Genomic DNA, 20,886 nt, shown 5'->3' with positions numbered 1-20,886 from the left:
GCATCAAGGTTCCTGCGCCAGTTCAAGGGCGGCGCCAATCACCGCATTGTCGCTTGGAAGCCCGAACATTGCTGCCCCTGCCAGCGGGGTATAGGTATCGGCGCCGCAGACCCGGCGCAGCGGCAGGTGGCCGAAACCGGCCTCGACCAGTGCGGTGACCACGCCCTCGCCCACCCCTCCACTGTGGCGGCCCTCGTCCAGCACCAGCACGCGCCGTGCGCTGGCGGCCTGGCTGGCGATGAAGCCGGCATCCAGCGGCACCAGCCAGCGCAGGTCGACCACCCGTACCTGCCAGCCCAGCTGCTGTTCGATGGCCCGCGCTGCGCGCAGCGCCATCGGCACGCCATTGCCGTAGGTGTAGACCACCAGGTCGCCAGCCTCCGGCCCGTAAACACGGCCTTCGCCCGGCACCAGTGCCCGGCCCTGGGCCGGGTAGTCGAACAGCCACTGGCCATCGCCCGGCTCATGCAGGTCCTTGCTCATGTACAGCGCGATCGGCTCGAGGAACACCGCCACGCGCCCATCCACCCGGGCCAGCGCCGCCAGCGTGCGCAGCATCATCACCGCATCGTCGCCGCGCGATGGGCAGCCGACCACCAGCCCGGGGATGTCGCGCAGGGCGGTGACCGAGTTGTCGTTGTGGAAATGGCCGCCGAAACCCTTCTGGTAGCCCAGCCCGGCCACCCGCACCAGCATCGGGTTGCGGTACTGGTCGTTGGAGAAGAACTGCAGCGAACAGGCTTCGCCACGCAGCTGGTCGATGGCGTTGTGCAGGTAGGCAAGGTACTGGATCTCCGGGATCGGCAGCATGCCCATGTTGGCCAGGCCCTGCGCCATGCCCAGGATCATGGTCTCGTCCAGCAGGGTGTTGAACACCCGGCGCGGCCCGAAGCGGCGCAGCAGATCCTTGGTGACGGTGTAGACACCGCCCTTCTGCGCCACGTCCTCGCCGAACAGCAGGCTCTGCGGATACTTGGCCAGCAGCTCCTGCAGACCATGGTTGATCTGGATTGCGAGATGCCGCGGCACCTGTCGTTCCGGCAATGCCTCGGCGCCGCCATAGAGTGCCTCGCGTGCTTCGGCAGCGACCTCGCGCTGTGCTTCGGCCTGCACCGCTACAGGGGTGTACGGTGCCAGCGGCGCCATCACCTCCCGCAGCGACTGCAGCTTCGCACTGCCTTCGGCATCGGCGGCAGCGGCCATGCAGCGCGCGCGCATCGTTTCGTAGGCCACTTCGATGGCGGCCGCATCCATCCAGCCTGATTCCAGCGCGATCTGCGCCGAGCGCAGCAGCGGATCCTGCGCCTCGGCCGCGCACAGTTCCGGCAGCGCGCGCCATTCCACTTCAAAGTCGGTGCCGGCATGACCCATCAGGCGCGTGGTGCGCAGATGCAGGAATGTCGGCCGCCGCGTGCGCCGGCAGTGTTCCACCGCCGCCTGCACCTGGGCGTGCCCGGTGGCCAGGTCGAGGCCATCGGCAAAGAAATAGTCCAGCCCCGGCTGGTGGCTGAAGCGCTCGGCGATCCAGCCATCGGGGGTCTTCACCGAGATGCCCAGGCCGTTGTCCTCGCAGACGAACAGGATCGGCGCCGGTAGTTTCTGGTAGGCCGACCACATCGCGGTATTGAAGGCGGTCTGCGCGGTGGCGTGGTTGGCCGACGCATCGCCGAACGAGCACAGCACGATGCTGTCGGTGGGAATGGGCAGCGCCTGCCCCAGCCGCTTGCCACTCTCGATGGCCAGCGCGGTACCCAGCGCCTTGGGCAGGTGCGACGCAATCGTCGAGGTCTGCGGCAGCACCCACAATGGCTTGCTGCCCCACACCTTGTGGCGGCCACCGCTGGCCGGATCATCCGCGCTGGCGGCGAAGGACAGTGCCGCATCGCGCAGCGGATCGATACCCGGCACCTGCCGCGAACGCTCGGCCATGAAGGCGCCGGAACGATAGTGCAGGAAGGCAGGATCGGTGTACCGGCAGGCCCGCGCCAGCAGCGCGTTGCCTTCATGGCCGGACGAACCAATGGTGTAGAAGACCTTGTTCTGCACGCGCAGCACGCGCGCCATCAGGTCCAGCTGGCGGCTGGCCAGCTGCGAGTCGAACAGTTCATCGAAGGCGGCAGCGGTGAGCGTACTGCCGGGCAGGATCGGAGCATCTGCCGCGGGTCGCGGGCGCGGCGTCCCGCGCCACCCGCGCACCGCCTCAAGGAAATTGACGTCGCACACCTCGGCGCGGTTGAGCCCCCGCATGCGCGCGGGAATCGGATCCGGAACCACAGCGAACATCGAACACCCTCCGTGTCGTTGTTGCGTTCCGCCCGGCAATACCGGGCGCTACCCTGTGGGCATCAGGCCGCCTCGAAGCGCGAGCGCACCTCGGCGGTCACCGCCGGCATCGGCAGGAAGCGCGGCTGCGCACGCACCCGCTGCAGCCAGGCGCGAACTTCCGGGAACGGCTCCAGGTTGATGCCGCCCTCGCCCGCCACATCGGTATAGGCAAACAGGGCGATATCGGCAATGCCGTATCCGCTGCCGGTGAACCACTGCGCTTCGCGCAGGTGCTGCTCCATCACCGCCAACGCGGTGGCGGCACGCTCGTGCAGGCGTGGCAGTTCGGCACGGCGTGGCGAGTCGGGCGCCGTCCAGCCCCGGATGAAGCGCGCTACCGCCACGCACGGCTCGTGCGTGTACTGCTCGAAGAACATCCAGCTCAACGCCTGCGCACGCTCCCAGCCATCGCTGGGCAGGTAGGGCGTGCCTTCGGCCAGCCAGAACAGGATCGCGTTGGACTCGGTCAGCACGCGGCCGTCGTCGCGGACGATCAGCGGCACCTTGGCATTCGGGTTGAGCGCCAGGAATTCGGGCGTGTGGGTCTGGCCATGGGCACTGTCCACTTCCACCCAGCGGTAACGGCTGCCGAGCTGCTCAAGCAGCAGCCGGACCTTGTGGCAATTGCCCGAGACCGACATGCCATGCACCGTCAGCGGGACGCGCTCTTCCACCATTGCCTGCTCCATCGGATCCGGCCGGCGGCCGGCTGCGTGCAGTCTGGCAAGTGCGCCAGGGAATGCCAAGCGCGGATGCAGCATGGCACCCCGGTAGTGCCGGCCGCTGGCCGGCATCCTCCATGCAGCTGGATCCAAGCGATTGCCGGCCAGCGGCCGGCACTACCGGGCCACGTTCAGCGTGCACGCTGCCGCCACTGTTCGCGCGACTGGCCCCAGATCTGCATCGGTTTGTCGTTGTACGGCGGCGGCAGTTCGCCCATCCGCAGCAACGTGCTGCCCAGCTTGCGCGCGACCGCCCGCGAGTTGTCGTTGTTCTCGGCGATGGTATGGATCACCTCGTGCCAACCCAGCGTGTCGAAGGCCCAGTCGATCGCCGCGACCGCCGCTTCCGGCGCATAGCCCCGGCCCCAGCTGGCGCGGCGGATGCCCCAGCCGACCTCGGTACCCGGCCAGTCCTGCGGTTGCCAGGGGCCCATCCGCCCGATCCAGTCCCCGCTGGATTTTTCGATCACGCTGAACATCGAAAAGCCGAACAGCTGCCAGGCGCCAGCCAGGCTGCAGAAGCCGCGCCAGGCTACCGAAGGCGGCTGCACGCCACCGAGGGTGCGCATCGTTTCCTCGTCGGCGCAGAACGCCAGATAGGGTTCGTAGTCCTCGCGCAGCAGCGGACGCAGGATCAGGCGCTCGGTTTCCAGGCGCAGGTCGAAGATGCTCATGCCGACTCCATGTCGAAGGGGCCACCATGATGGTGGATTCCGCCTCCACACGGATGAATGCCCGCGCTCACAACGAAACGGGCCGGCATGCGCCGGCCCGTCGGGTACAGCACGTATTCTGGATTACTGGCGCGTGGCCGCAGTGGCGCCGGCAGCAGCGGTCTGCGTGACCAGCTGGCCATCGACCACCGGCAGGCGATCGCTGGCCGGCTTGTTGTCCATGCGCACGGTCTTCTCGGCGCCGTCGTAGCGGTAGGTCACGTTGTAGCCCTTCACCACGTCATTGGTGCCCATGGCGATGCGGTTGCCCGGCTTGCTGGCCATGCGCATGGTGCCGGTGGTGCCGTCCTCGTTGCGGTAGGTCACGTTGTAGCCGGTAACACGGCTCGACTCGGAGGTGGCGGTCTCGGTGTGGCACTGGCGCTCGGTGCGGTTGACCACGCGGCCACCCACATGGCGCTTGTCGATCTGGTTGCCGATGAAGCCACCGGCCACGGCACCGGCTGCGGTCGCGGCCTTCTTGCCGTTGCCACCGCCGACCTGGTTGCCGAGCAGGCCGCCGACCACCGCGCCGACCACGGTGCCGCCGACGTTGCCGTCACGCTCCGGCAGGCGCTCCTGCACGGTCACGTCCTGGCAGACCTCGTGCGGGGTCTGGGTGGTGGAGGTCTCGCGCACGGGATCGGTGCCGATCACGGTGGCGTAGGCTTTCTGCTTCTCGGTGATCGGGTCGACCTTCAGCACGTCGGCGTATTCCAGCCCGCGCGGTGCAGACGGGTCGAGCTTGTCACCACGCGCGCCATCGTCAACGGCATTGCCGTCAACCAGCCGCGATTCACCGTTGGGGGTTCCGGCGCTGATGGAATCAGGCGACTTGTCGCCGCTCTTCATGAAGGCGGCGGTGGCGATGCCACCGACCAGCAGCGCGCCCGCTGCGACCAGGACAGTTGTAGTTGTGCTTTTCATGACCTGCTCCTTGCGGACCATCCGCAACGTTCTCGGCCCAGATTGCAGCATGCACTGCCTGAACGGAATCTCCACATTTCCTGCTCATTCCTGTAACCCATTCAGCATCGGGAAATGCTGGGCCCGTGGTAGCGTTTGCATATTCCCCACGAGGATCCACGCCATGGCCAACCCGATGCTGCTGCCGGTACTGCAATGGGCCCGCCGGCTGCGCTACCCCACCCTGTTCAAGCTGACCGCCGGCCTGTTCGTGCTGACCCTGTTCATTCCCGACCCGATTCCGTTCGTCGACGAGCTGGTACTGGGCTTCGGCACCCTGCTGCTGGCCAACTGGAAGAGCCGCAATACAGTCCCGGCCCCGCCGCCGCTGGAACAGCGTTGATCCCGCTGGTCGACAGCCACTGCCATCTGGATGCCAGTGAATTCGATGCTGACCGCACGGCGGTGATCGAGCGCGCGGGCGCCGCGGGCGTGCGCAAGCAGGTGGTACCGGCCGTCACGGCCGCCAGCTGGCCGAAGCTGCGCGAGGTCTGCCGGCAGGCACCGGGGCTGTACCCGGCCTACGGCCTGCATCCGATGTTCCTGGCCGAGCACCGGCCCGACCATCTGCCGCTGCTGCGCGAATGGATCGTTCGCGAACGCCCGTGCGCGATCGGCGAATGCGGGCTGGACTTCTTCGTCGAGGGACTGGATGCAGAGGCGCAACAGGCGTACTTCATCGGCCAGCTGCAACTGGCCCGCGAGTTCGAGCTGCCGGTGATCGTGCATGCGCGACGCGCGGTGGATGCGGTCATTGCCGCGATCCGTCGCGTCGGCGGCCTGCGCGGCGTGGTGCACAGCTTTTCCGGCAGCCCGGAACAGGCCGCGCAACTGCATCGGCAAGGCTTCCTGCTCGGTCTCGGCGGTCCGCTGACCTACGAACGCGCGCAACGGCTGCAGCGCCTGGTGCGCGGGATGCCGCTGGAACAGCTGCTGCTGGAGACCGACGCGCCCGACCAGCCTGACGCCGGCATCCGCGGCCAGCGCAACGAACCAGCGCGACTGGCAGTCATCGCCCGCCACGTGGCCGCACTGCGCGGGATGGAGCTGGACGCGGTGGCCCAGGCCACGACGGAGAATGCGCGGCGCCTGTTCGCGCTGCCGGCAATGTAACGGGTAGGTACCGGCCGCTGGCCGGCACCATCCATCACACCTCGCTGGACTCGACCACTTCGGCCTTCACCTTCTTCGGCTCCAGCAGCATTTCAAGCGCCTTGCCGACCGCCGCGAAGGCGAAGGCACCGGTGATGTGGGTTGCCGCACCGAGGCCTGCGCCACAGTCCAGTTTCAATGCAGCATCCGCACCGAGGTTCGGGCGGATGCCGCAGACGCTGCCATCGGCCTGCGGATACTTCACGTTTTCCAGCGAGTACACCGCCGGTACGCCAAAATAGCGCTTGGCATTCTTCGGGAAATTGAACTCGCTGCGCAGCTTCTTGCGGATCAGCGCCAGCATGGCGTCGTGCTCGGTGCGCGAGACATCGCGGATGCGCACCAGGGTCGGATCGGTGCGACCACCAGCAGCCCCCACGGTCAGCAGCGGCAGCTTGCGGCGGCGGCACCAGGCGATCGTCTCGACCTTCACCCGGAAGCTGTCGCAGGCATCGATCACCAGGTCGAATCGACGGTCCAGCAACTCGGCCATGTTCGACACGGTCAGGAATGCCTGCACGGCATCGACCTCGATGTCCGGGTTGATCGCACGGCAACGCTCGGCCATCGCCTCGGCCTTGTTGCGGCCGTAGTTGCCTTCCATCGCCGGCAGCTGCCGGTTGGTGTTGGACACGCAGATGTCATCGGCGTCGATCAGGGTCAGGTGGCCGACCGCCGAACGCGCCAGCGCTTCCACCACCCACGAGCCGACCCCGCCCATGCCCACCACTGCCACGCGGCTGCCCTGCAGGCGCTCGAGCGCACCTACGCCATACAGCCGTTCGATGCCGGCGAAGCGTTGTTTGACCTGTTCGTTCATGCGGCTATTTTAACGTGCAGGCGCCAGTGCCTACAGCGCGCCGGCATCGAACCCACCGTTGCACGCCCGGAGAGCCCGCCATGAACGCCAGCCCGCCCCGCCGCCCGTCCACTGCCCAGCGGTACCTGTTCGTGCTGTGCCTGGGCCTGCTGATCGGCCTGGTCGCCACGGTCGTGGTCGGCCGCGCCCTGCAGGCCCGCCGCGACCCGTTCCCTGACAGCCTGATGCAGGTGATGCAGCGGCAATCGCAGCTGCTGCAGCAGGCCCAGCAGCAGAACCGCTGCAGCCTGGCCGACAGCGTGCCGCGGCTGCAGGCCCTGCGCCTTCTGTCCAACGATTTCGACCTGGCCTTTCCCGGGCTGAAGGACAACGGCCGGTTCCAGCAGCACGCCAGCCAACTGCGCGGCAACCTCAACGCCGCATTGGCGGCTCCGCCCAGTGACTGCACCGCCCTGGCCAAGGTCGTGGAAACCGTGCAGGCCGATTGCCGCGCCTGCCACCAGGACTTCCGCTGACGCGCATTCATCCTGTAGCCGGGCAAGGCACGCCTGGTTGGCACCTTGTTCACGTTCGAAAGGAGAGGATTCGTCCACCCTGCTGCATGACGCAGTACCACCCAACACACCCGCCTTCACGGCCAGGAGACGCTCCATGAAGATCCAGCTCATTGCCGCCAGCGCCATCGCTACCCTCGCCCTGGCTGGCTGTGCCACCTCGCCCGGCTACGGTGGCGGTGGTTACAACAACGGCTACAACAATGGTGGCTACGGCAACAACGGCGGTTACAACCAGGGCCGTTGCGCTGACTGTGGCATCGTCACCCGCATCAACACCGTGCCGTCGGGCCGCACCGCGCCCAGCGCGACCGGCGCCATCCTCGGCGGCATCGTCGGTGCCGTGGCCGGCCATGAGATCTCCGATCACACCGGTGGCAGCCGTGGCAACAAGAACATCGCTGCGGCCGCAGGCGCGGTCGGTGGCGCGCTGGCCGGCAACCAGATCCAGAAGAACGTCACCAGCGATACCTACGACATCAGCGTGCGCATGGACGATGGCCGCACCATCGTGGTCAACCAGCGCGACCTCGGCGGCATCCGTGAAAACACCTACGTGCGCGTGGTCAACGGCAAGGTCATCCTGCGCTGACCTGCGCCGGGCCGGCGGCAAAGAAAAAGGCCCGCTTGCGCGGGCCTTTTTCATGTGACGGCTTGCAGCGCGATCAGGTCGGCTGCACGGCGTCGGCCTGCAGGCCCTTCTGGCCCTGCACGACGGTGAAGGTGACCTTCTGGCCTTCCTTCAGGCTCTTGAAGCCCTGGGTCTGGATGGCACGGAAGTGCACGAACACGTCTTCGCCGTTTTCACGGCTGATGAAGCCGAAGCCCTTTGCATCGTTGAACCACTTGACGGTACCGGTCTCGCGATCAGACATCTCACTAACTCCCTGGTGACTCTCTCTTGTTGTTGGAAACGCCTGGTGGGCGGCTGACAAGCAAGGGGGAAGCGAGGTGCATCGATGCAGCGGATCGGGAAGATCTTGCTTCATCAGGCCACGATCCACGGTGACCTTGCCAAGCTCAGCGACTGCAACTTAACCCGCCCAAAACGAAAAAGCAACTGGCAAAATCTTTCACTGTCAACCCCAAAACGGCGACCATACGGGACAGCATGGGACTCTCATTCATCTTATATCTGCTAGCGGTCATTTTTGTCCTTGTCGGCATCGCCGGAATCATCCTGCCGGCCCTGCCCGGCATCCCGCTGGTGTTCATCGGACTGCTGCTGGCGGCCTGGGCGGACGGCTTCACCCACGTCGGCTGGCCGACCCTGGTCGCGCTGGGCGTACTGACCGTCCTCTCGCTGCTGGTGGACGTGCTGGCCACGGTGGTGGGTGCGCAGCGGGTCGGTGCCAGCCGCAAGGCGCTGTGGGGTACGTTCGTCGGCAGCATCGTCGGCCTGTTCTTCATGCCGATCGGCCTCTTTGCAGGCCCCCTGATCGGCGCCCTGGCCGGCGAGTACTGGCACACCCGCGAGCTGGGCCGCTCGACCAAGGTCGGCCTGGCCACCTGGCTCGGCATCCTGCTCGGCCTGGCGCTGAAACTGGCGGTGGTGATCGCGATGCTGGGGCTGTTCGCCTTCGCCTGGTTCCTGTAACCCGCACTGCCTTCACGCCGCGCGCACGCGGTGCCCGTGCATAAACCGTGGGGGCTGGCCGTGAACCGGTGCAGCCGCCACACTGTGCGATTCCCGTATTCACCTAAGGGCCTGCTGCAATGACCCTGTCTCCGCTGCTTCCCCGTCTCGCGCCGCTGGCGCTGGCCCTGGCCAGTGCGCCGCTGGCCGCGCAGGAGTTCGCGCCCAGCGCCGAAGCCTCGCCGGCCGCGTGCGCGGCGATTACCACCGATGCTGCCCGCCTGGCCTGTTATGACCGCCAGTTCGGCCGTACCCCGCAGGCCACTGCCGAGGCCGACGCTGCGGCCGAGGCGGCCGCGCAGGCCCGTCGCGAAGAACGCCAGACTGCACGCGTGAGCCAGGGCGAAGAGAAGCTGCGCGAGCGGGTCAGCGATCTGTTCCGTCCAGCAGCCCCTGACAGCGCACTGGCCAATGCTGGCCGCGGTTCGCTGCTGGACAGCCGCTGGGAACTGGCCGAGGACTCCAAGCTGGGCCCGTTCCAGCTGCGCGCCTACAAGCCGGTGTACCTGCTGCCGGCGTTCTGGACCAGCGACCGCAACACCACGCCGCATTCGCCGAACCCGGCCAACACGGTCACCACGCCGCAGGTGCTGGACAGTGCCGAACTGAAGTTCCAGATCAGCTTCAAGACCAAGGTCGCCGAGAACCTGTTCGGCGACAACGGCGATATCTGGGCCGGCTACACCCAGAGCTCGCGCTGGCAGGCCTACAACGGCGAGGATTCGCGCCCGTTCCGCGAAACCAATTACGAGCCGGAAGTGATGATGGTGTTCCGCAACGGCTATTCGATCGGTGGCTGGCGCGGGCGCATGACCGGCATCGCGCTGAACCACCAGTCCAATGGCCGCGCTGATCCGCTGTCGCGCAGCTGGAACCGGGTGATGCTCAACATCGGCCTGGACCGCGAGAACTGGGCGCTGGTGCTGCGCCCCTGGTACCGCATTCCCGAGACCCGCAGCGACGACAACAACCCGGACATCGAGGATTACATGGGCCGCGGTGATGCGACCCTGACCTGGAACCGCAACGGCCACGAAGTCTCGCTGATGGCGCGCCATTCGCTGCGCACCGGCAGCCGCTCGCACGGTGCCCTGCAGCTGGATTACGGTTTCCCGATCAGCAACCTGCTGCGCGGGCATGTGCAGGTGTTCGACGGTTATGGCGAAAGCCTGATCGACTACAACCACAAGGCCACCTACGTGGGCGTGGGCGTGTCGCTGCTGGAGTGGTTCTGATGCCCGTGACGATCTGGCACAACCCGACCTGCAGCAACTCGCGCGGCGCATTGAAGCTGATACGTGATGCCGGCTTTGATCCAGTGGTGATCGAGTACCTCGGCAATCCACCCGATGTGGCCACACTGCGCCAGGTGCTGGCCGAATCAGAATTGAGCGCACGTGATCTGGTGCGCAGCAAGGAAGCGCAGTTCGCCGAACTGGGCCTGGAAGGTGCGGACGAGGCCACGCTGCTGGCCGCGATGGCCGAACACCCGCGACTGATCAACCGCCCCGTGGTGCGCACGGACAAGGGCACACGCCTGTGCCGTCCACCGGAAACAGTGCTGGAGATCCTGTAACCCGCCTCGCCGCCGCGTAGCGGAGCGTGTTGGTAGAGTCGACTGTTGGTAGAGTCGACTGTTAGTCGACTCCCTCCTCACCCTTCATATGCATCCGCGGAAAAGCCCGCACTGCGTGCGATAGTCGACTGACAGTCGACTCTACCCCAGCGCCCCCCTTCTACCCGGACGCCCTCCTCCCCGGCTGGCTTACAGCCAGTCGGTGATGCCTTCGCGGCGGTACACCTCGGCGAACGCCGGGCGCGCCTTCATCAACGTGGCGTGCGCCTTCAGTACCGGCCAGGTGTCGGTGGGCCTGGGCATGTTGCGCGACCAGCGCATCAGCATCACCAGCATGTAGTCGACCACGCAGGGCGTGGCGCCCAGCAGGTAGGGGCCATGTGCATGCAGGTGCGCGGCCACATGCTGCCAGGCCGCTTCCAGGCGCTGCCGTGCCATGCCGCGGCTGGCCTCGATATTCGCCTCGCCCGCCATTTCGTGTGGATAGAACCAGGCTCGATAGGCCGGCTGCAGCGTATTGGCACACCAGAACATCCAGCGGTAGGCATCGGCGCGCTGCGGCGTGCCCAGCGCGGGCAGCAGGTTGGCGTCCGGATGGCGATCAGCCAGGTACAACGCAATGGCCGCCGCTTCGGTCAGTACCAGGCCATCGATCAGCAGGGTCGGCACCACACCGGCCGGATTCAGCGCCAGGTACTGCGCCGACTTGTGCTCGCGCGCGTCGAAATCCAGCAGCACCAGTTCATGCTCGATGCCCAGCTCGATCAGCAGCCAGTGCACCACCAGCGCGGCGGTACTGGTCGAACCATACAGCGTGGTGCTCATGCAGAAGATCCTGTACAGGTGGATCAGCCGATTATGCGCCCGCGCGCACGATCGTTGCTCAGCCGCAGCTGCTCATGCAGGAATCCCGGCGTTCGCCGCAGGACATCATCGGCGCGCGCATCGTGCAGTCATGCGTCTTCAGTTCGCAGGCACGGCGCAGGTCCGGGTTGCCCACGTCCTTGCAGCGCTTGTCCGGCGCCGGCACCATCCGCTGCTCGCAATTGCTCTGGCGGCTGCCGAGAGAGTCATTCTGCGCCATGCAGCTGCGATAGCCGGCCTGGCACTGCACGCGGCACTGCGCCGATGCAGGGAAATCCGCGCCTTCGTACGACGCTGGGGTGCTGCAGCCGGCCAGCGCCAGCAGCATGCCTATCGCGATGAATCGATGCAGGGCCATGGACACGTCCTGTGCGAGGGTGTGCCGACCGTAGCAGAGCAAGGGCTACAGGCGCGTTAATCCTCCCCCCGGATACAACAACGGCGCCACCCGGGCGCCGTTGTCTGGACCGGAGCGCGCGGGGAGTTACTCCACCACCACCGGAATCTTGCCGATGCGGGCCTGCCATTCGCGCGGGCCGGTCTTGTGCACCGATTCACCGGTGGAGTCGACTGCCACGGTCACCGGCATGTCCTGCACGGTGAACTCGTAGATCGCCTCCATGCCCAGGTCAGCGAAACCAACCACCTTGGCGGCCTTGATCGCCTTGGACACCAGGTAGGCCGAGCCACCCACGGCCATCAGGTAGGCCGACTTGTGCTTCTTGATCGCCTCGATCGCGGCCGGGCCGCGCTCGGCCTTGCCGACCATGCCCAGCAGGCCGGTCTGTGCCAGCACCTGCTCGGTGAACTTGTCCATGCGGGTGGCGGTGGTCGGGCCGGCCGGGCCCACCACTTCGTCGCGCACCGGATCGACCGGGCCGACGTAGTAGATGAAGCGGCCCTTCAGATCGACCGGCAGTTGCTCGCCCTTGTTGAGCATGTCGACCATGCGCTTGTGCGCGGCATCGCGGCCGGTCAGCAGCTTGCCGTTGAGCAGCAGGGTCTGGCCCGGCTTCCAGCTGGCCACGTCTTCCGGCGTGATCGTGTCCAGGTCCACGCGGGTGCCCTTGGACGCGTCGTAGGTCAGCTTCGGCCAGTCTTCCAGCGACGGCGGGTCCAGCATCACCGGGCCGCTGCCATCGAGGGTGAAGTGCGCATGGCGGGTGGCCGCGCAGTTCGGGATCATCGCCACCGGCAGGTTGGCCGCGTGGGTCGGATAGTCGTTGATCTTGATGTCGAGCACGGTGGTCAGGCCACCCAGGCCCTGCGCACCGATGCCCAGCGCGTTGACCTTGTCGTACAGCTCCAGGCGCAGCTCTTCGATGCGGTTGGACGCACCACGGGCCTGCAGCTCGGTGATGTCGATCGGCTCCATCAGCGCTTCCTTGGCCAGCAGCATCGCCTTCTCGGCGGTGCCACCGATGCCGATGCCGAGCATGCCCGGCGGGCACCAGCCGGCGCCCATGGTCGGCACGGTCTTCAGCACCCAGTCGACGATCGAGTCGGACGGGTTGAGCATGGCGAACTTGGTCTTCGCTTCCGAACCACCGCCCTTGGCGGCGACGATCACGTCGACCTTGTTGCCCGGCACCACCTTGACGTTGACCACGCCCGGGGTGTTGTCCTTGGTGTTGATGCGCTTGCCGGCCGGATCAGCCAGCACCGAAGCGCGCAGCTTGTTGTCCGGGTGCATGTAGGCACGGCGCACGCCTTCATTGGCCATGTCTTCCACGCCCATGGTGGCGTCGTCCCAGCGCACGTCCATGCCGATTTCCAGGAACACGGTGACGATGCCGGTGTCCTGGCAGATCGGACGGTGGCCTTCGGCGCACATCCGCGAATTGATCAGGATCTGGGCCATTGCTTCCTTTGCGGCCGGCGACTCCTCGCGCTCGTAAGCGGCGGCGAGGTTCTTGATGTAGTCGACCGGGTGGTAGTACGAGATGTACTGCAGCGCGTCGGCGATGGACTGGATGAGGTCTTCCTGCTTGATCGATGTCACGTCTTGCTCGCTTGCTCGAGGCTGGCGGGGGTAATCCGCCCATTTTACCCCCTCCCCCGGCCCCGGGGTGGTAGTGCCGGCCGCTGGCCGGCAAGATTCCCCCGCCGCTCTGTCACGCCACGCGCCACTGCGGCGTCCTTGCCCACATGAACGCCGAAACCGCTTTCCAGACCCACCGCCCGCGCCTGATGGCCCTGGCCTACCGCCTGCTTGGCAGCCGCGCCGACGCCGAAGACGTGGTCCAGGATGCCTGGATGCGCTGGTCCGGCGCCGACCCGGCGGCCGTCCGCGACCCCGAAGCCTGGCTGGTCACCACCACCACCCGGCTCGGCCTGGACCGGCTGCGCGCGGCCAAGCGCGAGCGCGTGCACTACGTCGGCCCATGGCTGGCCGAGCCGCTGGCGGTCACCCTCGAGCCCGACCCGGCGCCCGGCCCGGCCCAGCTGCATGCCCTGGCCGACGACGTTTCGGTCGCCTTCCTGACCCTGCTTGAACAGCTCGGCCCCGAGGAACGCGCCGCCTTCCTGCTGAAGGAGGCCTTCGACCACGACTACCGCGAGATCGCCGAGCTGATCGGCCACAGCGAGGCCAACTGCCGGCAGCTGGTGCACCGCGCCCGGCAGCGCCTGCAGGCCGGACGGCCGCGCTTCAACGCCGATGCCAGCCAGCACCGGCAGCTGCTGGCGCGCTTCATGGATGCCTCGCAGCGCGGCGACAGCGAGGCGATCCAGGCCCTGCTGCACACCAACGCGTTGCTGGTGTCCGACGGCGGCGGTGTGGTCACCGCAGCAGTGCGCCCGCTGCTGGGCGCCGAGCGCATCGGTCGCCTGTTCTGGGCCATTGCCCGCCGCGGCGCGGTGCATCCGGCGCAGTTGGGCTACGTCAACGGCGAGCCGGCGATCCTGCGCTTTGTCGGTGATCGCTTGCACTCGGTCACCACCATCGAGGTGGTCGATGGCCGCATCGCCAACGTGTACAGCGTGTTGAATCCGGAAAAGCTGCCGGGGGTTGTCACGCGCGGCGACGCTGCGGCGTCCTTGTAATGAAAGGCGGCCATCGTGGCCGCCGTGGAGCCCCCGATGTCCAATCACACTTCTCCCCGCGTCCCCTACACCCGCCTGGCCGCCGAGGCCTTCAAGGGCCTGCTGGCCACCAGCCAGGTGGTGCATGACAGCTCGATCGATCCGACCCTGATGGAATTGGTGTTCCTGCGCGTGTCGCAGCTCAACGGCTGCGGCTACTGCATGGACATGCACGGCACGGCGCTGCGCAAGGGCGGCATCGAGCCGCGCAAGCTGGACACACTGCCGGCATGGCACGAGAGCCGCTTCTTCGACGAACGCGAGCGCGCGGCGCTGGGCTGGGCCGAGGCACTGACCCGGCTGACCGACGGTGCGCCGTCGCAGGCGGCGTTCGATGCGTTGGCGCCGCACTTCGATGAGAAGGGCATCAGTGACCTGAGCATGGGCATCGCGGTGATCAACGCCTGGAACCGGCTGGGTGCGGGCCTGCTGCCGCCGCTGCCGGCCTGACCCACCCCGCCTTCGACAGTTCATCGGTGCTGCTGGTAGGTGTCGACCTTGGTCGACACGGTAGATCCACGCTACGCGTGGATGCGGGAGAGTCGGATCCCTTCGCTTCGCGAAGGGCTCTGACCCGCTGTGGGTCGCTGGGGTCAGAGCCCTTTGCCGCGCAAAGGGATCTGACCCCGGTGCCGGCCACACGCCTGCACTGACCCCCTCTGCACGTATCAGGCGCGCACAATACGCGCATGCCTGCCACCCCCGCCGCTGGCGCTGACGCCGCGAAGAAACCCAGCCTGCGCCAGCGCTTCAGGGCGATGCGCAACCTGCCGCCGTTCCTGCGCATGGTCTGGAAGACCAGTCCCGCGCTCACCCTGGCCAGCCTCGGGCTGCGCCTGATCCGCGCGCTGCTGCCGGTGGCGATGCTGTACGTCGGCAAGCTGATCATCGACAGCGCCCTGCACCTGAGCCAGCACGACGCGGGCTTCCCGCCGCTGGGCGAAGCGCTGTCCAGCGGCGTGCTGAATCCGCTGCTGGGCCTGCTGGCGCTGGAATTCGGCCTGGCCATCGCCTCGGACCTGCTCGGCCGGCTGGTCAGCTACGCCGATGCCCTGCTCTCCGAGCTGTTCGCCAACGTCACCAGCATCCGGCTGATGGAACACGCGGCGACGCTGGATCTGGAGGACTTCGAGGACCCGGACCTGCAGGACAAGCTGGACCGTGCGCGGCGCCAGACCATGGGCCGGATGAACCTGATGAGCCAGCTGTTCGGCCAGGTCCAGGACGCAATCACCGTGGCCAGCCTCGCCGTCGGCCTGCTGGTCTACGCGCCGTGGCTGATCCTGCTGCTGGCGCTGGCACTGGTGCCGGCCTTCATCGGTGAATCGCACTTCAACGCGGCCGGCTACAGCCTCAACTTCCAGTGGACGCCCGAGCGCCGCCAGCTCGACTACCTGCGCCAGCTCGGTGCCAGCGTGGAAACGGCCAAGGAAGTGAAGATCTACAACCTGCACCGCTTCCTGGTGGAACGCTACCGGCGGCTGTCGGTGGCGCTGTTCCAGGCCAACCGTGCACTGGCCCGGCGCCGCGCGTTCTGGGGCACGCTGCTGGCTGCGCTGGGCACGCTGGGGTATTACACCGCCTACGCCTACATTGCCTGGCGCACGGTGCGCGGCGACTTTTCGATCGGCGACCTGACCTTCCTTGCCGGCAGCTTCCTGCGCCTGCGCCAGCTGCTGGAAGGCCTGCTGATCGGCTTCTCGCAGGTGGCCAGCCAGGCGCTGTACCTGGACGACCTGTTCTCGTTCTTCCAGATCGAGCCGGAAATCCACTCGCGCGAAGGTGCGGTGCGCGTGCCGCAGCCGATCCAGCAGGGTTTCGTGTTCGAGAACGTCGGTTTCTGCTATCCCGATGCCGAACAGTGGGCGGTGCGCCACCTCGATTTCCAGCTGCAGGCCGGCGAAGTGCTGGCCCTGGTCGGCGAGAACGGCGCGGGCAAGACCACGCTGGTGAAACTGCTGGCACGGCTGTACGAGCCCGACGAAGGCCGCATCCTGCTCGACGGCCGCGACCTGCGCGACTACGACCTGGACGACCTGCGCGCCAACCTCGGGGTGATCTTCCAGGACTTCGTGCGCTACAACCTCAGCGCCGGCGAGAACATCGGCGTCGGCCAGGTCGAGGCGATGGACGACCAGGCAAGAATCGCCGATGCCGCGCGACGAGGCATGGCCGAGGAAGTAATCGACGACCTGCCCGGCGGCTACGACCAGCTGATCGGGCGCCGCTTCAAGCAGGGCGTGGACCTGTCCGGTGGCCAGTGGCAGAAGATCGCCATTGCCCGCGCGTGGATGCGCAATGCGCAGGTGATGATCCTGGATGAGCCAACGGCAGCGCTGGATGCGCGCAGTGAGTTCGAAGTGTTCCAGCGGTTCAGGGAGCTGGCGGATAATCGTACGGCAGTGCTGATTTCCCACCGTTTCTCTTCGGTACGCATGGCCGATCGCATCCTGGTGCTGGCCGATGGCCGCATCGAGGCCAGCGGCACCCATGCGCAGCTGATGGCCCAGGGAGGACGGTACGCCGAGCTGTTCGAGCTGCAGGCGGCGGGTTACCGCTGAGAACGCCTCTCGTTCCGCCCAATGAGAACCCGTCTCATTTGAGATAGAATCACCCCCGACGACTTTCGATAGATACGCCCATGTCCTCCGCTTTCGGCGCCGAAACGGTGCTTGAGGTCCGTCACTGGACCGATGCCTACTTCAGTTTCACCACTACCCGCGACAGCGGCTTCCGCTTCGAGAACGGCCAGTTCGTGATGATCGGCCTGGAAACCGAGGCACGGCCGCTGCTGCGCGCCTATTCCATCGCCAGCGCCAACTGGGAAGAGCACCTGGAGTTCTTCAGCATCAAGGTGCAGGACGGCCCGCTGACCTCGCGCCTGCAGCACATCAAGCCGGGCGACAAGGTGCTGGTCGGCAAGAAGCCCACCGGCACCCTGCTGATCAGCGACCTGCACCCGGGCAGGAACCTGTACCTGCTGGGCACGGGCACCGGCATGGCGCCGTGGCTGTCGGTCATCAAGGACCCGGAGACCTACGAGCGCTTCGAGAAGGTGATCCTCTGCCACGGCGTGCGCTACGAGAAGGATCTGGCCTACCGCGATTACTTCGAGAAGGAACTGCGTGAGCACGAGTTCCTGGGAGAGATGATCGGCGACAAGCTGCTGTACTACCCCGCGGTCACCCGCGAGCCGTTCGCCAACCAGGGCCGCCTGACCCAGCTGATGGAAAGCGGCCAGATGCAGCGCACCCTCGGCCTGCCGGAGCTGAGCCCGGAAAACGACCGCGCGATGATCTGCGGCAGCCCGCAGATGCTGGCTGATCTGCGCAGCGTGCTCGATGCCCGCGGCTTCCAGGTCTCGCCGCGCATCGGCCAGCCGGGCCACTACGTGTTCGAGCGCGCGTTCGTCGAGAAATGATCTGCAACGGCAGCCGGCCGCCGGCCGGCTCTCCGTGCGCTCCGGGATTGCCGGCCAGCGGCCGGCACTACCCCCTTCACAGCAGCGCTTCGATCGCGCTGCGCAGCTGTTCCGGCCTGGTGGTTGGCGCAAAGCGCGCAGCCACCCGCCCTTGGCGATCGACCAGGAACTTGCTGAAATTCCACTTGATGCGGGCGCTACCCAGCAGGCCGCGCTTCTCGCGTGACAGCCATGCCCACAACGGATCAGCCCCCTCGCCGTTGACCTCGATCTTCTCCGAAAGCGGGAAGCTGACCGGATAATCCAGCGAACAGAACTGGCGGATCTGCGCGGCGTCCCCCGGCTCCTGCGCGCCGAACTGGTTGCATGGGAAGCCGATCACCACCAGGCCACGCTCGCGATACTCCTGCCACAGCTGTTCCAGCCCGGTGTACTGCGGGGTGAAGCCACAGCGGCTGGCGACATTGACCAGCAACAGCGGGTGACCCCGGTACCCGGCGAGGGCCTGTGGCTGGCCGTCGAGGTCGCGGAAGCTGAAATCGTAGGCAGTGGTCATGGCGGTGAACCGTGGGCGGTGAATGCATGGTACCCGCGCCCGGCCGCGGCAACATGCCTTTTGACACAAGTGCGGGCGCCGCCGGCCGGGTTACCCTCGGGCCCTTGTTTGCCTTACCGGAGTTCCTGCCTTGACCACCCGCCTTGCCCTTGCCGTGGCCATGTCCCTCGGCCTTGCCCTGCCCGCCTTCTCGGCCGGCGCCGCCACCCCGGCCGCCAGCAGCACCGCCCAGCAGGCCAATCCCTTCTTCGCCGAAAGCCCGCTGCCGCTGCACTTCCCGCAGTTCGACAAGATCAAGGACAGCGACTTCGCCCCGGCCTTCGACGCCGGCATGGCGCAGCAGCTGAAGGAAGTGGAGGCCATCGCCAACAACAAGGCCAAGCCGACCTTCGACAACACCATCATCGCCCTGGAAAAGAGCGGTGATGTCCTCGACCGCGCGACCACCGTGTTCTTCAGCCTGGTCGGTGCCGACACCAACGACACCCGCAAGAAGCTGCAGGCCGACTACTCGGCGAAGTTCGCCGCGCACAGCGATGCGATCGCGCTGAACGGCAAGCTGTTCGCCCGCATCCAGGCGCTGTATGACACCCGCAGCCAGCTGGGCCTGGACGCCGAAGGCGTGCGCCTGGTCGAGAAGTACTACGACAACTACGTGCGCGCAGGCGCCAAGCTGTCCGACGCCGACAAGGCCAAGCTGAAGGAGATGAACGCCGAGCTGGCCAACCTGGGTACCAAGTTCAGCCAGAACGTGCAGTCGGAGGTGAACGCTTCGGCGATCACCGTCGACGACGTCAAGCAACTGGACGGCCTGTCCAAGGAGCAGATCGCCGCCGCCGCCGAAGCCGCCAAGGCCCGCGGCCAGGACGGCAAGTACGTGATCACCCTGCTCAACACCACCGGCCAGCCGCCGCTGACCAACCTGGCCAACCGCGCCCTGCGCCAGAAGATCTACGAAGCATCGGTGAGCCGCGGCAGCCGCGGCGGTGAGTTCGACAACACCGCGCTGGTCTCGCGCATCATGCAGCTGCGCGCCGACAAGGCCAAGCTGATGGGCTTCCCGAACTTCGCCGCCTACAACCTGACCAACCAGACCGCCAAGACCCCCGAAGCGGTCAACGCGATGCTGGGCAAGCTGGCCCCGGCCGCGGTGGCCAACGCCAAGCGTGAAGCCGCCGACCTGCAGGCGATGATCGACCAGGAACAGAAGGCCGCTGGCAAGCCGACGTTCAAGCTGGAACCGTGGGACTGGGCCTTCTACAGCGAGAAGGTGCGCCAGGCCAAGTACAACTTCGACGAGTCGCAGCTGAAGCCGTACTTCGAAATGAAGAACGTGCTGGAGAACGGCGTGTTCTACGCCGCGGGCCAGGAATTCGGCCTGACCTTTAAGCAGCGCACCGACCTGCCGGTCTACCACGATGACGTCACCGTCTACGACGTGTTCGACGCCGACGGCAGCCAGCTGGCGATCTTCATCTTCGACCCGTATGCACGCGCCTCCAAGCGCGGTGGCGCGTGGATGAACTCCTACGTCTCGCAGTCCAAGCTGACCGGCTTCAAGCCGGTGGTCGCCAATCACCTGAACATTCCGAAGCCGCCGGCCGGCCAGCCGACCCTGCTGACCTGGGACGAGGTGAACACCACGTTCCACGAGTTCGGCCACGCCCTGCACGGCATGTTCTCCAACGTGAAGTACCCGTACTTCTCGGGCACCTCGGTGCCGCGTGACTTCGTCGAGTTCCCCTCGCAGGTCAACGAGATGTGGGCCGACAACCCGGTCATCCTGAAGAACTACGCCAAGCACTACCAGAATGGTTCGGCGATGCCGCAGGCACTGCTGGACAAGGTGCTGGCGGCAGCCAAGTTCAACCAGGGCTTCGCTACCACCGAGTACCTGGGTGCGGCCATGCTGGACCAGCGCTGGCACCAGATCGGCGCCGACCAGGTGCCGGCCGCCAAGGACGTGATGGCCTTCGAGCGCGCCGCGCTGGAGAAGGACGGCATCTACTACGCGCCGGTGCCGCCGCGCTACAAGACCCCGTACTTCAGCCACATCATGGGCGGCTATTCGGCCGGTTACTACGCCTACATCTGGTCGGAAGTGCTCGACGCCAACACCCAGAAGTGGTTCAAGGACAACGGCGGCCTGAGCCGCAAGAACGGCGACCACTTCCGCGCCACCCTGCTGTCCAAGGGCGGCAGCGTCGACGCGATGCAGCTGTTCCGCGATTTCGCCGGCCACGAGCCGCAGATCGAACCGCTGCTGGAAAAGCGTGGCCTGACCGGCGCCGGCAACTGATCGCCCGCGCAGTAGCCTGAAACGAAAAACCGCCCGGGAAACCGGGCGGTTTTTTTGTTGGGACATCCACGCATGGCGTGGATCTACTGGTGGGTGCCGACCGTTGGTCGGCACGATCCATTCGCGCCACGAACCCCGGCATCATCGATCCACACATGACGCACTCCAGTAGATCCGCGCCATGCGTGGATGCGCTTC

The 20,886-nt window shown here is 66.7% G+C and carries 22 protein-coding genes; 12 read left to right on the top strand and 10 right to left on the bottom strand.

Features of this window, described 5'->3' with window-relative positions:
* Nucleotides 1-3: 3 nt before the first annotated feature.
* The 4 genes from AC5P6X_RS09755 to AC5P6X_RS09740 all read right to left on the bottom strand — a co-directional run bounded on the left by AC5P6X_RS09755 (nucleotide 4) and on the right by AC5P6X_RS09740 (nucleotide 4,687).
* The gene (locus AC5P6X_RS09755) at nucleotides 4-2,283 is read right to left on the bottom strand and encodes a transketolase C-terminal domain-containing protein (protein WP_049451491.1); all 2,280 of its coding nucleotides are present in this window, start codon (nucleotides 2,281-2,283) and stop codon (nucleotides 4-6) included.
* Nucleotides 2,284-2,345: 62 nt separating this feature from the next.
* The gene (locus AC5P6X_RS09750; protein WP_032967224.1) at nucleotides 2,346-3,002 is read right to left on the bottom strand and encodes a glutathione S-transferase family protein; all 657 of its coding nucleotides are present in this window, start codon (nucleotides 3,000-3,002) and stop codon (nucleotides 2,346-2,348) included.
* Between the two features lie 176 nt (nucleotides 3,003-3,178).
* Complete coding sequence (locus tag AC5P6X_RS09745) at nucleotides 3,179-3,721, bottom strand: GNAT family N-acetyltransferase (protein ID WP_005410283.1); 543 nt, start codon at nucleotides 3,719-3,721, stop codon at nucleotides 3,179-3,181.
* A gap of 123 nt (nucleotides 3,722-3,844) precedes the next feature.
* Nucleotides 3,845-4,687, bottom strand: coding sequence for a glycine zipper 2TM domain-containing protein (locus AC5P6X_RS09740; RefSeq protein WP_005410284.1), 843 nt, complete (start codon nucleotides 4,685-4,687; stop codon nucleotides 3,845-3,847).
* Nucleotides 4,688-4,850: 163 nt separating this feature from the next.
* Here AC5P6X_RS09740 and AC5P6X_RS09735 point away from each other — a divergent pair, with 163 nt between their 5' ends.
* Both AC5P6X_RS09735 and AC5P6X_RS09730 read left to right on the top strand, forming a co-directional pair.
* Nucleotides 4,851-5,069, top strand: a complete 219-nt coding sequence (locus tag AC5P6X_RS09735; protein WP_005410285.1) for a DUF6116 family protein — start codon at nucleotides 4,851-4,853, stop codon at nucleotides 5,067-5,069.
* Nucleotides 5,066-5,839, top strand: a complete 774-nt coding sequence (locus tag AC5P6X_RS09730; protein ID WP_080353144.1) for a TatD family hydrolase — start codon at nucleotides 5,066-5,068, stop codon at nucleotides 5,837-5,839. Before AC5P6X_RS09735 ends, AC5P6X_RS09730 begins: the two co-directional genes overlap by 4 nt.
* 34 nt (nucleotides 5,840-5,873) lie before the next feature.
* Here AC5P6X_RS09730 and AC5P6X_RS09725 read toward each other — a convergent pair whose 3' ends face one another.
* A complete protein-coding gene (locus AC5P6X_RS09725) occupies nucleotides 5,874-6,698 on the bottom strand; it encodes a tRNA threonylcarbamoyladenosine dehydratase (protein ID WP_049451489.1) in 825 nt (274 codons plus the stop codon).
* An 80-nt stretch (nucleotides 6,699-6,778) separates the two neighbouring features.
* Here AC5P6X_RS09725 and AC5P6X_RS09720 point away from each other — a divergent pair, with 80 nt between their 5' ends.
* The gene (locus AC5P6X_RS09720) at nucleotides 6,779-7,213 is read left to right on the top strand and encodes a cytochrome c (RefSeq protein ID WP_049451487.1); all 435 of its coding nucleotides are present in this window, start codon (nucleotides 6,779-6,781) and stop codon (nucleotides 7,211-7,213) included.
* Nucleotides 7,214-7,349: 136 nt separating this feature from the next.
* The gene (locus AC5P6X_RS09715; RefSeq protein WP_005410289.1) at nucleotides 7,350-7,844 is read left to right on the top strand and encodes a glycine zipper 2TM domain-containing protein; all 495 of its coding nucleotides are present in this window, start codon (nucleotides 7,350-7,352) and stop codon (nucleotides 7,842-7,844) included.
* A gap of 73 nt (nucleotides 7,845-7,917) precedes the next feature.
* Here the strand turns inward: AC5P6X_RS09715 and AC5P6X_RS09710 are convergent, their stop codons facing one another.
* Nucleotides 7,918-8,127: a cold-shock protein gene (locus AC5P6X_RS09710; protein WP_005410290.1), complete on the bottom strand. Its 210-nt coding sequence runs from the start codon at nucleotides 8,125-8,127 to the stop codon at nucleotides 7,918-7,920.
* Between the two features lie 236 nt (nucleotides 8,128-8,363).
* Here AC5P6X_RS09710 and AC5P6X_RS09705 point away from each other — a divergent pair, with 236 nt between their 5' ends.
* The 3 genes from AC5P6X_RS09705 (at nucleotide 8,364) to arsC (ending at nucleotide 10,464) form a co-directional block, all read left to right on the top strand.
* A complete protein-coding gene (locus tag AC5P6X_RS09705; protein WP_033835435.1) occupies nucleotides 8,364-8,849 on the top strand; it encodes a DUF456 domain-containing protein in 486 nt (161 codons plus the stop codon).
* Between the two features lie 119 nt (nucleotides 8,850-8,968).
* Nucleotides 8,969-10,123, top strand: a complete 1,155-nt coding sequence (locus AC5P6X_RS09700) for a phospholipase A (protein ID WP_329756997.1) — start codon at nucleotides 8,969-8,971, stop codon at nucleotides 10,121-10,123.
* Entirely contained in the window at nucleotides 10,123-10,464 is a 342-nt protein-coding gene (gene arsC / locus AC5P6X_RS09695; RefSeq protein WP_049451484.1) for an arsenate reductase (glutaredoxin), read from the top strand. The genes AC5P6X_RS09700 and arsC overlap by 1 nt, the downstream gene beginning before the upstream one ends.
* Nucleotides 10,465-10,653: 189 nt before the next feature.
* Here arsC and AC5P6X_RS09690 read toward each other — a convergent pair whose 3' ends face one another.
* The 3 genes from AC5P6X_RS09690 to AC5P6X_RS09680 form a co-directional block, all read right to left on the bottom strand.
* Nucleotides 10,654-11,289, bottom strand: a complete 636-nt coding sequence (locus tag AC5P6X_RS09690) for a glutathione S-transferase family protein (RefSeq protein ID WP_049451482.1) — start codon at nucleotides 11,287-11,289, stop codon at nucleotides 10,654-10,656.
* Nucleotides 11,290-11,347: 58 nt separating this feature from the next.
* Complete coding sequence (locus AC5P6X_RS09685) at nucleotides 11,348-11,686, bottom strand: hypothetical protein (RefSeq protein ID WP_049451479.1); 339 nt, start codon at nucleotides 11,684-11,686, stop codon at nucleotides 11,348-11,350.
* Nucleotides 11,687-11,812: 126 nt separating this feature from the next.
* Nucleotides 11,813-13,330 carry a fumarate hydratase gene (locus AC5P6X_RS09680; protein ID WP_005413957.1) on the bottom strand — a complete coding sequence of 506 codons (1,518 nt, stop codon included), beginning with the start codon at nucleotides 13,328-13,330 and terminating at the stop codon, nucleotides 11,813-11,815.
* Nucleotides 13,331-13,476: 146 nt separating this feature from the next.
* Here AC5P6X_RS09680 and AC5P6X_RS09675 point away from each other — a divergent pair, with 146 nt between their 5' ends.
* From AC5P6X_RS09675 to AC5P6X_RS09660, 4 genes are all read left to right on the top strand, one after another.
* Nucleotides 13,477-14,373 (top strand): RNA polymerase sigma-70 factor, encoded by an 897-nt coding sequence (locus AC5P6X_RS09675; RefSeq protein WP_108270375.1) that lies wholly within the window; start codon nucleotides 13,477-13,479, stop codon nucleotides 14,371-14,373.
* 36 nt (nucleotides 14,374-14,409) lie between these two features.
* Nucleotides 14,410-14,862 (top strand): carboxymuconolactone decarboxylase family protein, encoded by a 453-nt coding sequence (locus tag AC5P6X_RS09670; protein ID WP_108270376.1) that lies wholly within the window; start codon nucleotides 14,410-14,412, stop codon nucleotides 14,860-14,862.
* Nucleotides 14,863-15,101: 239 nt separating this feature from the next.
* A complete protein-coding gene (locus tag AC5P6X_RS09665; RefSeq protein WP_108270377.1) occupies nucleotides 15,102-16,973 on the top strand; it encodes an ABC transporter ATP-binding protein in 1,872 nt (623 codons plus the stop codon).
* An 80-nt stretch (nucleotides 16,974-17,053) separates the two neighbouring features.
* Nucleotides 17,054-17,833: a ferredoxin--NADP reductase gene (locus AC5P6X_RS09660; protein WP_005410300.1), complete on the top strand. Its 780-nt coding sequence runs from the start codon at nucleotides 17,054-17,056 to the stop codon at nucleotides 17,831-17,833.
* Nucleotides 17,834-17,909: 76 nt separating this feature from the next.
* Here AC5P6X_RS09660 and AC5P6X_RS09655 read toward each other — a convergent pair whose 3' ends face one another.
* A complete protein-coding gene (locus AC5P6X_RS09655; RefSeq protein ID WP_005413962.1) occupies nucleotides 17,910-18,389 on the bottom strand; it encodes a glutathione peroxidase in 480 nt (159 codons plus the stop codon).
* Nucleotides 18,390-18,519: 130 nt separating this feature from the next.
* On the opposite strand from AC5P6X_RS09655, the gene AC5P6X_RS09650 reads away from it, so the two are divergent.
* On the top strand, nucleotides 18,520-20,688 hold the full coding sequence (locus tag AC5P6X_RS09650) for a M3 family metallopeptidase (protein ID WP_049397923.1): 2,169 nt from the start codon (nucleotides 18,520-18,522) through the stop codon (nucleotides 20,686-20,688).
* The last annotated feature ends 198 nt before the right edge of the window (nucleotides 20,689-20,886 follow it).

Source organism: Stenotrophomonas sp. YJH_SMC_40 (genome assembly GCF_059368615.1).
This window is presented reverse-complemented; position numbering and strand designations above follow the sequence as displayed.